Source organism: Alishewanella sp. HH-ZS, assembly GCF_001704375.1.
Taxonomy (GTDB): Bacteria; Pseudomonadota; Gammaproteobacteria; order Enterobacterales; family Alteromonadaceae; genus Alishewanella; species Alishewanella aestuarii.
In genome coordinates this window covers 66,131-78,615 of record NZ_LZEJ01000015.1, presented here as the reverse complement: position 1 = coordinate 78,615, position 12,485 = coordinate 66,131, and the positions used below count along the sequence as shown (strand labels likewise).

The 12,485-nt window shown below is 50.3% G+C and carries 14 protein-coding genes; 5 read left to right on the top strand and 9 right to left on the bottom strand.

Features of this window, described 5'->3' with window-relative positions:
* Nucleotides 1-75: 75 nt before the first annotated feature.
* The 3 genes from A9165_RS07995 to ccoG are packed head-to-tail and all read right to left on the bottom strand — an operon-like array spanning nt 76 to nt 3,203.
* Nucleotides 76-711, bottom strand: a complete 636-nt coding sequence (locus A9165_RS07995) for a thiol:disulfide interchange protein DsbA/DsbL (RefSeq protein ID WP_065955510.1) — start codon at nt 709-711, stop codon at nt 76-78.
* Between the two features lie 58 nt (nt 712-769).
* Nucleotides 770-1,765: a serine/threonine protein kinase gene (locus tag A9165_RS07990; RefSeq protein ID WP_065955516.1), complete on the bottom strand. Its 996-nt coding sequence runs from the start codon at nt 1,763-1,765 to the stop codon at nt 770-772.
* A gap of 4 nt (nt 1,766-1,769) precedes the next feature.
* The gene (gene ccoG / locus A9165_RS07985; RefSeq protein WP_008950438.1) at nt 1,770-3,203 is read right to left on the bottom strand and encodes a cytochrome c oxidase accessory protein CcoG; all 1,434 of its coding nucleotides are present in this window, start codon (nt 3,201-3,203) and stop codon (nt 1,770-1,772) included.
* A 167-nt stretch (nt 3,204-3,370) separates the two neighbouring features.
* On the opposite strand from ccoG, the gene A9165_RS07980 reads away from it, so the two are divergent.
* Entirely contained in the window at nt 3,371-3,733 is a 363-nt protein-coding gene (locus A9165_RS07980; protein ID WP_008950437.1) for a hypothetical protein, read from the top strand.
* A gap of 13 nt (nt 3,734-3,746) precedes the next feature.
* Nucleotides 3,747-4,169 carry a DUF3010 family protein gene (locus A9165_RS07975; protein WP_008950436.1) on the top strand — a complete coding sequence of 141 codons (423 nt, stop codon included), beginning with the start codon at nt 3,747-3,749 and terminating at the stop codon, nt 4,167-4,169.
* A gap of 74 nt (nt 4,170-4,243) precedes the next feature.
* Here the strand turns inward: A9165_RS07975 and A9165_RS07970 are convergent, their stop codons facing one another.
* From A9165_RS07970 to A9165_RS07960, 3 genes are all read right to left on the bottom strand, one after another.
* Nucleotides 4,244-4,561, bottom strand: a complete 318-nt coding sequence (locus A9165_RS07970) for a hypothetical protein (protein ID WP_008950435.1) — start codon at nt 4,559-4,561, stop codon at nt 4,244-4,246.
* The gene (locus A9165_RS07965; RefSeq protein ID WP_008606331.1) at nt 4,548-5,246 is read right to left on the bottom strand and encodes an AAA family ATPase; all 699 of its coding nucleotides are present in this window, start codon (nt 5,244-5,246) and stop codon (nt 4,548-4,550) included. The genes A9165_RS07970 and A9165_RS07965 overlap by 14 nt, the downstream gene beginning before the upstream one ends.
* A 212-nt stretch (nt 5,247-5,458) precedes the next feature.
* The gene (locus A9165_RS07960; protein ID WP_065955509.1) at nt 5,459-7,402 is read right to left on the bottom strand and encodes a DNA topoisomerase III; all 1,944 of its coding nucleotides are present in this window, start codon (nt 7,400-7,402) and stop codon (nt 5,459-5,461) included.
* Nucleotides 7,403-7,726: 324 nt separating this feature from the next.
* Between A9165_RS07960 and A9165_RS07955 the strand changes: the two genes are divergently transcribed.
* Entirely contained in the window at nt 7,727-9,484 is a 1,758-nt protein-coding gene (locus A9165_RS07955) for a hypothetical protein (protein ID WP_065955508.1), read from the top strand.
* Nucleotides 9,485-9,497: 13 nt separating this feature from the next.
* Here the strand turns inward: A9165_RS07955 and A9165_RS07950 are convergent, their stop codons facing one another.
* From A9165_RS07950 to A9165_RS07940, 3 genes are all read right to left on the bottom strand, one after another.
* Nucleotides 9,498-10,391: a hypothetical protein gene (locus tag A9165_RS07950; RefSeq protein ID WP_065955507.1), complete on the bottom strand. Its 894-nt coding sequence runs from the start codon at nt 10,389-10,391 to the stop codon at nt 9,498-9,500.
* 214 nt (nt 10,392-10,605) lie between these two features.
* Nucleotides 10,606-10,911, bottom strand: a complete 306-nt coding sequence (locus A9165_RS07945; RefSeq protein WP_008606325.1) for a type II toxin-antitoxin system RelE/ParE family toxin — start codon at nt 10,909-10,911, stop codon at nt 10,606-10,608.
* Nucleotide 10,912: 1 nt separating this feature from the next.
* The gene (locus tag A9165_RS07940; RefSeq protein WP_008606322.1) at nt 10,913-11,152 is read right to left on the bottom strand and encodes a type II toxin-antitoxin system ParD family antitoxin; all 240 of its coding nucleotides are present in this window, start codon (nt 11,150-11,152) and stop codon (nt 10,913-10,915) included.
* Nucleotides 11,153-11,396: 244 nt separating this feature from the next.
* Between A9165_RS07940 and A9165_RS07935 the strand changes: the two genes are divergently transcribed.
* Complete coding sequence (locus A9165_RS07935; RefSeq protein ID WP_176714604.1) at nt 11,397-11,876, top strand: RNA polymerase sigma factor; 480 nt, start codon at nt 11,397-11,399, stop codon at nt 11,874-11,876.
* Complete coding sequence (locus tag A9165_RS07930; protein ID WP_065955505.1) at nt 11,873-12,472, top strand: hypothetical protein; 600 nt, start codon at nt 11,873-11,875, stop codon at nt 12,470-12,472. Before A9165_RS07935 ends, A9165_RS07930 begins: the two co-directional genes overlap by 4 nt.
* The last annotated feature ends 13 nt before the right edge of the window (nt 12,473-12,485 follow it).

Sequence of the window (12,485 nt, the reverse complement as noted above, 5' to 3'; positions counted from 1 at the left end):
TGCGCGCCATGCCCGGCGCACCACGACAAAGGCCAGCATGATGCTGGCCTTTTGATTTGAACTGACTACAGGGTATTAGTCTTTACTCAGCAGGTACTCGACTAACTGCTGCATTTCCTGCTGCATATTACGCTGACTCAGACTTTCATTCAGGATCTTATATTTGCCATTCACCACCAGCATGGGCACACCGGTCAGCACGCGGCGCTCGCTCAGTTCCTGCTGCTCTTTCATCATCTGATTGACCGCACCACGTACGCCAAAGCTGCGCATGGCTTTATCATAGGTTTCACCATCAATATCGTTAATCAGGACCAGATTACGGATATCGTCTTCGCTGCGAAACGGCACCCGGCTGCGGTGAATTTGGTTAAAAATGGCAGTGGACACCTGATCACCTTTACCCAGATTTTTTGCTACCACATAAGCGCGCGCCAGCGCATTTTGAATTTCCGGTGACGCAGCGCGAATAAAATCAACATGGAATTTTTTAAACTCTACCCCGTCCGGCAGAGACTGCGCCAGGCGCTGGGCAATAGGCTCAAAAGCGTAACAACCAGCGCAGAAGAATGAGAAATATTCTTTTACTTCCGGCTTGGCGGTTTTCTGCTCGGCAATCACTTCATAGTGCTTACCGACCTGGAAATTACTGGCAACGGCAGACAGGGGTAACAGCACAGCTGCCGCAGCAGCTACTAACCACTTTTTCATTCTAAAACCTCTGATTAATCGGGACTATTTGGTGCTTAGCTGCAAGCTTAACAAATTCTCAGTAGTCTGGCACCAGACTTAACGGTGGTTGTTGCAACAATGCCAACTGCTCTTTTAGTGCCAGGCATTGTTGTTCCCAGTATTTGTCTGTGGCAAACCACGGAAAGTTCATTACAAAGGCCTGATCCTGCCAGCGCTGCGCCAGCCAGGCCATGTAGTGAATCATACGCATCGCGCGCAGCGGTTCGATCAGTTTCAGCTCGGTCCGGTCGAAATCACAGTATTGCTCATATTCTTCCAGCATCAGCTCCAGCGTATCACGCTGCTGTTGCCGGTCACCGTTTAACATCATCCACAGGTCCTGCATCGCCGGCCCGCTGCGACAGTCATCCAGATCCACAAAGAACGGGCTTTCCCCGTTGTAAAACAAATTACCGGCATGACAATCACCGTGTAAGCGGATCACGGTTTTCGGTTGGTATTGCCGGCTGGCTTCAGCAATCACCTGCTGCAGCGCCGAATCAAAGGCCGGGCGTAAATAGGATGGGATCAAAGGCAGCGCCGCCAGTACCTGCTGACTATGCCGCAAATGGCTGTCGATGCTCAGCTGGGGGCGGGCCTGAAACATCTGTTGCCGGCCAACCTGATGCAGCCGGCCTAAAAAGCGCGCCAGTAATGCCAGCTGGTCGTCATTGTCGATCTCCAGGGTTCGGCCACCACGGCTTGGGAAAACCGCAAAATAAAAGCCCTGAAACGGCAACACACTCTCACCATCAAAGCACAATGGCGCCACCACCGGCACCTCATTAGCCTGCAATTCAAAAGCAAACTGATGCTCTTCCTGAATCTGCGCCAGACTCCAGCGCTGCGGGCGATAAAACTTCACCACATAGCGCGCGGCGCTGACCGCATTATCGCGATAAGCACTAAACTGATAGACACGGTTTTCATAGCTGTTCAGTGCCAGCAGGCCTGAACTAACGTCCAGGCCATAGTGGTGTAGCGCATCAAGAATCAGCTCCGGCTGCAGGGTAGAGAAATCAAATTGCTGCACTGGCTTAGCGACCACTGAAGAATTTATTACCCTGCTCGGCCCGCACCTCAGGCGCATCTTTGTGATGCACGCTAAAGGTCAGGTCCAGCACCGGGCGTTTCGCCTCATAAGGGTCCAGCGCCAGACTGACTACCACATTGCGACTCTCGCCACCGGCCAGTTCCACCTCGGTTGGCCCCAGCCATTGCAGGTTATCAATACCGGTTACCGTTAATACCAGAGTCTTCGGCTGTTGTGACTTATTGATAATACCCAGGGTATAGGTGTTTTCCACCAGCCCTTCCGGCGTTTCCCGGTACAAGGCGCCGCGATCACGGATAATATCCAGCTCCAGCGGGGAGCGGATTGCCAGATTCACCATAAAGGCACCGCATACCACCACCAACACCAGAAAATAACCAACCAGTTTTGGCCGTAACACCTTGGCCGGCCGGCCTTGCAGCGTATGTTCGGTGGTATAGCTGATCAGGCCTTTCGGATAGCCCATTTTCTCCATAGTATCGTCACAGGCATCGATACAGGCACCACAGTTAATGCACTCATATTGCAAGCCATTGCGAATATCGATGCCGGTTGGGCAAACATGTACACACAGGTTACAGTCGATACAGTCGCCCAGGCCTTTTTCCTTATAGTTCGCATCTTTTTTACTACGCGGGCCACGGTTCTCGCCACGGGCGGCATCATAGGTGACGGTGTAGGTATCTTTATCAAACATCGCCGATTGAAAGCGGGCATAGGGGCAAATGTGTGTACACATAATTTCCCGCATCCAGCCGGCGTTACCATAGGTACAAAGCGTAAAAAACAGCACCGATAAGGTAGCCCAGAAGCCGGCCTGCCAGGTAAAGAACTCAACAAACAGCGGACCGATAGGGGTAAAGTAGCCAACGAAAATTAACGCAGTGAATAAGGCAAATGCCAACCAGCAGAAGTGGGTTAATGCCTTGCGCCAGAACTTATTAAAGCTCATCGGTTCCTGATCCAGCTTCATGCGCTGGTTACGGGTACCCTGGATCTTTTCTTCAAACCACATAAAGATAAAGGTCCAGACCGTTTGCGGGCACATATAACCGCACCACACCCGACCATAGAAGGTTGTCACAAAGAACAGGGCGTAGGCGGCAATCATAAACAGCCAAGCCAGCAGGGTAAAATCCTGTGGCCAGAGCGTCAGGCCGAAGATATTGAATTTTTGCTCAAAGATATCCAGCAAAATTGCCTGGTGGCCATCGAACTGGATCCAGGGCAACACGAAAAACAACGCCATAAACACAAAACCAATATTGCGACGCAGGCTTTGGTGTAACCCCTTTACTGCCCGGACATAGATCCGATCCCGGGAAGCATACTTATTTGGATTGCCCTCGGGCGGGCGGTGAATTTTTACTCCGGTTGGAATATTTTTTACTTCAATTTTTTGCTCGTCCACCATCATTCCCCAGCTATGACTACCAGCCTGCTTAGTATATCAGTAACCCGTACCGAATTATTGATATAAAATAAAAGTACATCAGGAAAGACTGAAGCAGCGGCTGTTGCCGCTAATGCAGTTTAGCCAGGATTCAGGTAAGATCGCGTCTAAGTTGTTGCCGGAGTCAGTACATGAAAACCTTTTTCTGGTTCGTCGTCATTTTTTTGCTGTTGTTAACCTTTTCCGGCGAGCCGCCGCTAAAGCCTTATCGTGACAAAGTGGTTGATTATGCGGTGAGCCTGATCCCGACTGAATGGCAGTCTGACTCACAGGCGCTGGCCTCGATCCAACGTGAACTTAAGGATTACAGTAAGTCACTGGGGCTGCGGCAACAGGAGTTTTTAGCCGCAGCGGCCGAGAATAAAGACTCAGTGTTACGTTTCAGACAAAATTACTGTATTAACAAAGATTTTAACCCGGTACTTTTTGGTGAGCCCTTGCAGCGTAGCTGTGCCATTATTGAAAAGTACTATGACCGCCTGAGCGGCAACTAAACAGGATACTAAGATGCGCGTATGTGGCGTTGAGATTAAAGGCAGTGAAGCAATTTTATGCTTAATGGAATACCAGGACGGTTTGTTTAACCTGCCGGATTGCCGGCAAACCCGGATTGCACTGAGTCAGGATAATCAGTCCGATCAGGTACGTAAATTTCAATTTGCTGTGCGCAAGTTAGTCGAGGATTACAAGATCCAGCATCTGGTGATTAAAGAGCGGCCACAAAAAGGCAAGTTCGCCGGTGGGGCTGTCGGATTTAAAATTGAGGCGGCGTTACAGCTGCTGGACAATTGTAATGTTAGCCTGTTATCCGCTACTGAGCTAAAAGAACAAATTAAACGCTTTCCATTACCGGTCGATTTCAAAGCGACCGGATTAAAGGCGTTTCAGGAAACCGCTTTTTTGACCGCTTACGCCTATCTGGCGCGTTAACGTAAACAGATTTTCGGCTCGTGCCGCTACTTAGGCAGCGGCACGAGCTCATACTCCAGTTACTGAACCACAGCCTAACTGCCACCCGGTGGTAATTTGGCTTTCGCCGTTTTTACCTTGGCTAAATCAAACTGCACTGACTTGGTCGCACGCAAAATCAGCTTGCGGATCAGTTTGGATTTGGGTTCACCGGTTAATTCACTCAACTCACTCAGGGCGCTAATCGCTTCTTCACTCAGGGTAAAGGTCGCATGGCGCATCGGAAGCCGCGGCGGCTCGTCTTCTTCCGGTAATAATTGCCGTAAGCTGACGATTTGCGGCAGCCCCAAGGCGTAGTTATGTGCATCATCAATAAACTCATCAACGGTAAAGCTGGGTTTATTTGACTGCAAAGACTTTTTCTTCAGGTCGCTTAGCGCCATCTTCTTGAATCGCCTTCATCGACAGGAGTTCTTCAATAATTGCCCGGATTTCGCCGGCGGCCTTGCCATCGTTATCCACATCCATTACCGACAGGCCTTTTTCTTCACTGTCGTCATAGATATTACGGCTGTAAGTGATGTTTTCCAGCACCCGCAAATTAAAACTTTTACATACTTCTTTCGCATCCAGAATGCGGTTGGCCTGATTCGGCAGGGCCGGACATTGCGTCAGCACACAGCCGACGATCATCTCCGGGTTTACCACGTTACAGGCACTGACTAAATCTTCCAGATGCTCCAGCGTTTTTAAATCACGCCGCTTGGGCCGCAACGGGAATAGTACATGGCTGGCAACCACCATCGCCGAACGTAAGGCTACGCTATCCTGACCACCGCAGTCTACCACCACCACATCATAATGCATTTCCAGGCTTTTCAGCTCGTAACGGATCTTACCGTACATCTGTACGCAGTTGATCCAGGGTAATTCCGGATTCATATGGCGCTCTTGCACCCAATCCGATGTGGTTCGCTGCGGATCGCAGTCAACCAGCATGACATTGGCATTCTTTTCCCGCGAAAAGTAGACGGCTATATTCTGCGCCAGACAGCTTTTGCCACTGCCACCTTTTTCACCACCAACTAACAATATCATTTTATGCACCTTCTCTGTGAAGAAACAGCGTTGGCTGTCCGCTCTGACGACATACCCGCCAGGGCGTGCCACCCCCTGCTCAGAAGAGTGATGGCACGTCATAAGTGTAGGCGAATTTCCTGCTATCTCCAGCCAGTAGCCAAAAAAGCGGCTGCCGGCGGTTTGTTGAGCCTAGTGCAAAATATCGCCAACGCCTATCTCGCCAATATGCATCAGGCGGTACGCTTGGCACGGCGAGGCCTGGCGGCACGTCGCCTTGTTACCGCATAACCCTTTTGGGCTAACCCCTGAAAGGACTGCGGCTGTGCGGCGACGTCCTGTAGCAAGCTGGTAAGCTCCTGCTGAAGTGGCTGCATAAAATCACGGTACGCCAGTTTTTTTTCAGCTATCGCTTCTAACTGCGCTTCCCATTGCGCGGTCATATCGGGTAATACCAGCCGTGGCGGCAAGCAACCAATAAACTGCCGGCCTACCGCAGTAGCACGGATCTCTTTACCCTGCTTGTGTAAAAACCGGCGCTTGAACAACAGCTCGATAATGCCGGCGCGGGTCGCTTCAGTACCCAGGCCATCAGTATCCCGCAGGATCTTTTTTAATTCCGGGTCCTGCACATAACGGGCAATACCGGTCATGGCCGCCAGCAAGGTGGCATCGGTAAAGGCTTTGGGCGGACTGGTTTGTTTCTCGTCCAGCTTGCCGGCAACACATTGCAGGACGTCACCGGGCTTTACGTCGGGTAATGGCCTGGCCGCATAATCTGAGTTGGGCTGACTATCCTTGCCGGCGCTGACGCCGCCGGATAACAGCTGCTTCCAGCCCTCGGCAATGACCGACTTTTGCCTGGCAATAAAGAGTCCGCCGGCGACTTCGCTATCGATTTGATGTTCGACATACTGAAAGGAGGGGTAAAACTGCATTAAGTACTGTCTGGCAATCAGTTCGTACAGCTGCTGCTCCTCGCGGCTTAAGCGGCTGGCATCGATACTGGCCGAGGTTGGGATAATGGCATGGTGCGCCCCGACCTGGGCGTCATTCCAGGCTTTGCTATGTAAACTCAGATCAGCAGTCGTCACCGCACTGGCCAGATTTACCGCCGTTTTCGCAATGGCCTGACTCACGCTATGACGGTCTGCAAGATGTCCTGTTGGCAAATAGCGGCAATCTGAACGGGGGTAGGTGATCAGCTTATGCCGCTCATACAGTTGCTGACAGAGATCCAGCGTACGTTGGGCGCTGAGATTAAAACGCTTGGCTGCATCGATCTGCAATGCCGATAAGCTGTATGGCAGCGGTGGCGCATGCTTTTTCGGCTCGCGGCTCACTGCTTTCACAACAGCGGCCTGACCGCTGACTTTCTGTACTACGGTCTCGGCCAGTTTTTTCAGCAGTACCCGGCCCTCTTCGTCCTGATAAGGTGCGCAGGCAGCACTGGGCTGCCATTTGGCCTGAAATTGCTGCTGTTGTGCCGTTTGCAGCGTAACCCACACCTCATAAAAGGGCTTACTGACAAAGTTTTCGATCTCGAGGTCACGCTGCACCACTAAACCCAGTACCGGAGTTTGCACCCGACCAATCGATAACACTCCCTTATAACCGGCATCCTGACCCAAAAGTGTACATAAACGCGTCATATTAATGCCGTACAGCCAATCGGCTCTGGCGCGGGCCAGTGCCGAGGTCGCCAGTGGGATAAAGTCACTATTTGGCCGTAAATCCTGTAGCGCCTTTTTAATGGCTGCCGGGTTCATATCATTAATCAGGCAACGTCGGGTAGCGGCCAGTTTCGCCTGGCTGACACCGGCATAGTGGATCACTTCATCGACCAGGATTTGTCCGACCCGATCCGGGTCCCCCATATTCACCAGTTGTGTTGCCTGCTTGATCAGCTGCTTTACTACCTGAAATTGCTTACTGGTCTGGCGTTTTACCTGTTGCTGCCATTGCTGGGGAATAATGGGCAAATGCGCTTTGCGCCAGCTTTTATATTCCGGCGCGTACTGCTCTGGTTCGGCTAATTCCAATAAGTGACCAATGCACCAGGTCACCACATCACCGGTAGCAACTTTGATAAAGCCGTCACCGGACTGGTGCGGCTTGGGCAAAACAGCGGCCACGGCACGGCCGACACTGGGCTTTTCCGCGATATATAGGATCATCAGGCACAACAACTGTATAAATAATCAGTTAATTTAGCGGTAAAATTTAGCTTTGGCAAAGTGTATCGCGCAAACCAAGGTTTTACCCCCTAATACCTTCGGGCTATTCCGCTGCTTTTTTACACGCTTTCAGCGCGCAAAATAATGCAGGTTAAAAAAATAATTTATTAAAGATCAATATGATGAATTAAATCCGCAGCTAACACCTTGCGCTGTGCAAATTTTGTGCATTTAGCCTTTGCGCAAGGCTCTGCCATTCCTTAAGCTTTCATTCCGGGCAGCGCATAGCGAACACGCCCATTGGTTGGTAAAAGGTAAAGAATCATGTCGCAATATACTGATGTTAAGAAGATCTGTGATGATTTAGAGAGCTCTGGCAAGGCGGTGTCTCTGGATTACTTGCTGTCTAAAGTATCAGATGCTCAGGCTACCGTGGTGTCGCACTATAAAAAGTGGCGCACCGAGCAGGTGCAACAGCGACAGCAGGACGCTGCAAACTCAGCGTCGGTTTTCAGCGAAGACTTTATGGCCGCCTTTCAGCGGGAAGCCCTGAAGCAGACCCAATGGCAAACCGACCAGTTAAATAAACAGTTAACCGAAGCACTGCAGGCCGAAGTTAAAGCGGTGGAGCAGGTGCAACTGTTGCAACAAAATTTACGCCAGGCAGAGCAGCGTAAATCTGAACTGGAACAAGCACTGGCTAACCAGCAACAGCAGCTGGCATTGCAAGCTGATAATTTTGCCAATGTCAGCTTTGAGCGTGACCAGTTACAGCTGGAGCAGCAACAACTGCAACAGCAGTTAACCACCCAACAGCAGGCGCTGGAGCAGGCGCAACGGCAATTAGCCAATGCCGAAGCAGAAGCCGAACTTAATCAGCAGCAACTGCAACAATATCAACAGCAGTTGCAGAAGCAACAACAGCAACTGGAAGACACCACTCAAGAGTTACAGCAGCTGGAACAAAACTATCAGGCAGCGTTAACCCGGCTGGAACAATTGCAACAGCTGCAGGATGAAACCGCCGCTTATCAGCAACAACTGACGGCCAACGCTGCCCAACTCGCTGCGCTACAACAGCAACTGCAACTGGCAGAGCAGGAAGCCGACGCGAAACAACAGCAATTAACTCAGTTACAGGCGCAATGGCAGCAAGAACTGGCGGCGCAACAACAGCGCTTTGATAGCCTGAACGATGAGCATGAACAACTGCGCAAGCGCAGCACCGAGCAGCAACGCCAGTACTTCGAAGCGAAGAAACAGATCCATCAACAGTTGGCCGAGTACGCCGATCAGTGTGCTGAACTGACTGCCGAACGCGATGCGGTACTGGAGCAATTGGCTGGTCGCGGCCAGAATGGCGCAGCAGAGTTAACTCAGCAACTGCAACAATTACGGCAACAAAATCAGCAGTTGCAGCAAGAATTGCAGCAACGGATCAGCGCAGAGGCGGTTGCAGACACTGAAGAAGTGGTACAGCTGCGCGAACAACTGGCCAGTCTGCAACAGCAGCATCAGGCCGCTGTGGCAGAACAGACTGCACAACAGACCATGCAAACGGAAGCGTTACAGCAAGCACAGGCACAGCTTGCCGAGCTGCAACTGCAACAGGCTGCGGTAGCTACCGTTGATACAACCCAGTTGGATAGTCTGATCGCCGAACGCGATGAAGCCATCGCAGCGGCGGCCCGTCAAGCCGACCAGGTGGCGGATTTAACTCAGGAGCTGGCGCAGTTAAAAGCGATGCTAAACGCACCGGCCACTGAGAACTCTGACAATGTGGAACAATTAAGAGCCACTATTGCGCTGTTAAAACATCAGAGTGCCCTGACGGCTAATCATCAGGCAGAGCAACGTGAAATCATTAAACAACTGCGGGAAGAGCTGCAGCAGCAACGCGATCAGGCCTCGCAGATCCAGGCTGAGCGTTATCAGTGGTCGAAGCAAAAACTGCAATTGGAAGAACAGGTTAATTTTGTGAAATCAAATTCTGCTGCCACTATCGAACGACTAACCCGTTACCGCGAACAGGCGCAGGAGCGGATTGAGCAGTTGGAACGCAAATTACAGGAATGTTGTTAAGACGGCAGTAGTTTTACTGCCCTTTGCAAGCCGCAGCCGGCGCCGCTAATAACTGCTCCGGCGTATAGGCAAAGCGCAGCAGCGCCTGACGGCTGGCCTCACTTAGCTGTGGGTTTTCCAGTTTTAGCAGCTGCCGCTGCTCACAGCGTAACTGGTCAACAATGGTGCCATAATGGCGGCGAAAATGCTGCTGCACCACGCCATCGGCATAGGCCTGCTCCAGGCCTTTTTGTAAACGCTCGGCCAGCTGCGGGAAACTCTGCGACACAAAGATCATCGACAGCTGCGGATAATGCAATAACAAGCGCCGTTCAGCCACCAGACCCGTTGCATGCTCACTTTGCAAATCGCGTGCTAACTCATCCGCACTGCGGGCAAAACAATCGAAGCGCTGCTGGCGCACCATCTCAAACAGCAGCGTATATAAGGGGTTGGTGACAACTGTCAGGCTGTTATGCCGCAACACCGCCACGTCCGGCCAGTGCGTGCCTTGTCCGATTGTCAGATCGGCTTTTTGCCAGTCCTGTAACGTCTTAACCGGCTCAAACTTATACTGCTGTCCGCTATCGATAATGCAGATCCGATAACCCAACAGCCCCTGACTTAATGGAAAATAAACCGGGAGCAGATCGCGTTCGCGCTCCGGCGAAGGCGCAAATACCACCAAATGCAACAGCTTGCCGTCTTTTAGCAGTTGCTCGGCCCGGCCTTGCACCATCTCACCACCGAACGTCAGGGTAACAGGCCCATAATCCGCTTCGGTAACCTTTAACGCATACTCAATCAATTCGCGGTGCGGAGAGGTTTCTAGGTAATCGGCGGCAATAATTGGCGTAGCCGCACCTACCGCCGGAAGCTGCAATGCCAACCAACAGCCCAGTAATAATCCCGAGCAAGCTAAACGCATAGGGTTCCTTCCTCTTAACACTGAGTCCGTTACTGACATTAACACTCAGTAAGCTTAAACCACAACTCCGACTTTATCAGAGCATATTCCAAGCGAATGATATAGGTAATATTACTCTTGGTTAAAGTTGGACAAACTGTATTTCAGTTGCTGCATATGCAGCAACTGCTAAGGAGCCAGGTACCGCTGCTGATTTTAAATGAGGGCGATAGTATTAGGCTGTAACAGTATCGGGTGCGAGTGTCCAATCTTCCAGACGGTGCCGCACCCGGATGATATAAATGTCGGTATCTGCTGTTACCTGATAAATAATAAGATGTGAGCCAACCGGGTGTAGATGTACCGGTGGGCTAATTTCTGTTCTAATTGGCGCCGCCAACGGATTCGCGGCTAAAAAATCGAATGTTGCGGCTAATTGGTTGTGATAACGCCTGGCTTGCTGCTCACCAAACTGTGTTGCACCACTAATGAAGATATTAATAATATCCTCTTCAGCCAGCTTACTTAGCTGATAGGCCATATTAAGCGCCCATTCGGGCCATAGCTTCTGCGGCTAACTGCACCATAGTCCGCTCTCCAGTACCGCTGGCAAGCCCTTCGGTAACCCGCTGTTGTAACTGGGCAATTTTTGCTGCTTGTTCCTGATCGCGCCGAATTAAATCTCTAACATAATCACTGGCGTTACTATAACGGCCATCCTTTGCTTGCAATTCAACCCATTGCTTCATGCTGTCAGGTAAAGACACATTCATCGTTGCCATTTATCTACTCCTGAGACTAGAGATACTTTCTAGCACAACAAAGCGTATGGCAAACTTTGCCAAAAGTACAGTATTTGGCCCATATGAACGGCTTTTTAAATAAATTCACTATCAAGGTGTAAGGTTATTCCCGGCAAAAAGACTATAGGCTGTAAAACGTAACGTTTATTGTGCAGACACCAAAACACTTTGCTGCTTCAAGTAGCGGAGTATATACATCAGATTATTGGGGAACGAGAGCCAAGTGATAACCATCGAAATCATCATTGAGCAATATGGCGCTGCGTTATGGCGATTGGCAACGACCATGGAGTTTGATCGGACTAAATGTGAAGATCTGTATCAAAACATGCTTATCGCGATCTGGCAGGCGTTACCAAAACTAAGAGAGCAAATACACCTTAAGGCTTATATTTTTCGCATAGCACGCAACAGAGCGATCAGTCATCTTGCTTACGAAACTAACCAGCAGGACAAGGTCACTTTAGATTTTGACGTGCCATTCGATGCGAACCCCATAACAGAATTGCTTGTGCAAAAACGCCAACAACAGCTTCTTGCTGCTATTCAAGCTCTGCCGCTCGGGCAAAGAGAGGTTATTGCCCTGTATTTCGAAGGGTTTTCATATGCAGAGATTGCTGAGGTATTACAAATTAGCGAAAACAATGTCGGCGTACGAATTAGTCGCGCCGGGAGCAAATTATCGGAGATATTATTACCATGAAGACAGCATCAAACTCAGCAAACATCGATCTGGACGCACTGAAAACCGCTTGGCAAAGCTCCCAGGATGAACCGCCAACAGTTGCCTTAAGCAAACTCAAAAACAGACTGAGATTGCGCTGGCTATCCGTTATTGTGGAACTTATTTCGATTGCCGCAATAGCTTTGTTATTACTTTATGTCGCACAAGACTTCCAAAGTAGCATGCAAAGAATCTACTTTTGCTTTTTCTTTATGGTATGGCTTCTTACTACTTTGCTCTGGTTCCCTTTACGCTTAAAGACCTTATGGCGTAATGGTGACTCAACAGCAGCGATTCTGGAGCACGCTCGGCGCTATAACCGTGGACAGGAGCTTGGCGGCTACATTGGTGCCATCGTCAGCCTGCTGACATTTGTATTTGCAACAGGCTGGTTTGTGGTTCAAGGCATACTCGCTGAACAACATTTAGCGAATTATCTGTTGCAACAACAGCCCGGCTTACTTTTTATATTGCTTTGGTGTGGTGGTTTTACCTTGCTTGGTCTTTGGCAAATAAGTCGCGCCAAGTACCAAAAAATAAAGCTACAACAACTGAGGGCGGCTCTTGCAGACTAAAGCTCAATAAAAT

What these genes read in the sequence shown, in the direction of transcription:
- A9165_RS07995 (WP_065955510.1), bottom strand. Translation starts at nt 711, where the DNA reads ATGAAAAAGTGGTTAGTAGCTGCTGCGGCAGCTGTGCTGTTACCCCTG.
- ccoG (WP_008950438.1), bottom strand. Translation starts at nt 3,203, where the DNA reads ATGATGGTGGACGAGCAAAAAATTGAAGTAAAAAATATTCCAACCGGA.
- A9165_RS07980 (WP_008950437.1), top strand. Translation starts at nt 3,371, where the DNA reads ATGAAAACCTTTTTCTGGTTCGTCGTCATTTTTTTGCTGTTGTTAACC.
- A9165_RS07975 (WP_008950436.1), top strand. Translation starts at nt 3,747, where the DNA reads ATGCGCGTATGTGGCGTTGAGATTAAAGGCAGTGAAGCAATTTTATGC.
- A9165_RS07965 (WP_008606331.1), bottom strand. Translation starts at nt 5,246, where the DNA reads ATGATATTGTTAGTTGGTGGTGAAAAAGGTGGCAGTGGCAAAAGCTGT.
- A9165_RS07960 (WP_065955509.1), bottom strand. Translation starts at nt 7,402, where the DNA reads ATGATCCTATATATCGCGGAAAAGCCCAGTGTCGGCCGTGCCGTGGCC.
- A9165_RS07955 (WP_065955508.1), top strand. Translation starts at nt 7,727, where the DNA reads ATGTCGCAATATACTGATGTTAAGAAGATCTGTGATGATTTAGAGAGC.
- A9165_RS07950 (WP_065955507.1), bottom strand. Translation starts at nt 10,391, where the DNA reads ATGCGTTTAGCTTGCTCGGGATTATTACTGGGCTGTTGGTTGGCATTG.
- A9165_RS07945 (WP_008606325.1), bottom strand. Translation starts at nt 10,911, where the DNA reads ATGGCCTATCAGCTAAGTAAGCTGGCTGAAGAGGATATTATTAATATC.
- A9165_RS07940 (WP_008606322.1), bottom strand. Translation starts at nt 11,152, where the DNA reads ATGGCAACGATGAATGTGTCTTTACCTGACAGCATGAAGCAATGGGTT.
- A9165_RS07930 (WP_065955505.1), top strand. Translation starts at nt 11,873, where the DNA reads ATGAAGACAGCATCAAACTCAGCAAACATCGATCTGGACGCACTGAAA.